Genomic DNA, 691 nt, shown 5'->3' on the forward strand with positions numbered 1-691 from the left:
TTTGCTCTAGTTTTTCTATAAAATAAAGCAACCATTCATGGTAAGCTTTAATATAAGCTGTGATGAAATGCGTTTTATCTTGTATATGAAGTTTTAATACATCAGCAATCATTTTTCCACGATAAGCAAAAGCTCCTCTTAAAACTTCATCCTGTATAAACTCATCTGTATCTAAAGAGTGATTAAAATTTTCTATGTTTTGATAGACTTTTTCTAAAAATTCTAAAGGCAAAAGAAAATCTTTACTGAGTATATTTTCTAAAATTTGTTTTAAAGCTAAAGCATCATTTAAAAATCTTTTAGCATTTTCTTGATCTTTTTGTATTTTTTCTTTGAATTTAACTAGGAGTTTATCACTTCTATTTTTAGTTAAACTTTTTGGAAGTTCAAATTTAGGTTTTTCTTTTGTAAGGAGTTTTTCACAACATTCTTTAAAGGAAAGTTCTTCAGTAAAATTAATCCTTGCTCCACCTTCAGTAGCATTGTAAAATTTAGCCTTTTGATCATTGCAAGCAAAAAGATATTCAAGTTTTATACGATAATCATTCCAAGTTATATGGGTTAAAACTTCTCCTTTGCCTCCATAGGCAGGGACTTTAAGTTTATCTATATTTTCTTCACCGCTAAATTTCTCTCCAAAATCAAAACCTTTTGAGTGTGAATTTCCTTCTTCATCAAAGGCTAAATCTTG

1 pseudogene is annotated in these 691 nt (G+C 28.2%); it reads right to left on the minus strand.

The features are described from left to right. A pseudogene (locus tag KAR67_RS09400) lies at window positions 1-691 on the minus strand (motility associated factor glycosyltransferase family protein); the annotation flags it as partial.

The sequence above is a fragment of the Campylobacter sp. JH32 genome (assembly GCF_017846535.1).
In the GTDB taxonomy this organism is placed as follows: domain Bacteria; phylum Campylobacterota; class Campylobacteria; order Campylobacterales; family Campylobacteraceae; genus Campylobacter_D; species Campylobacter_D coli.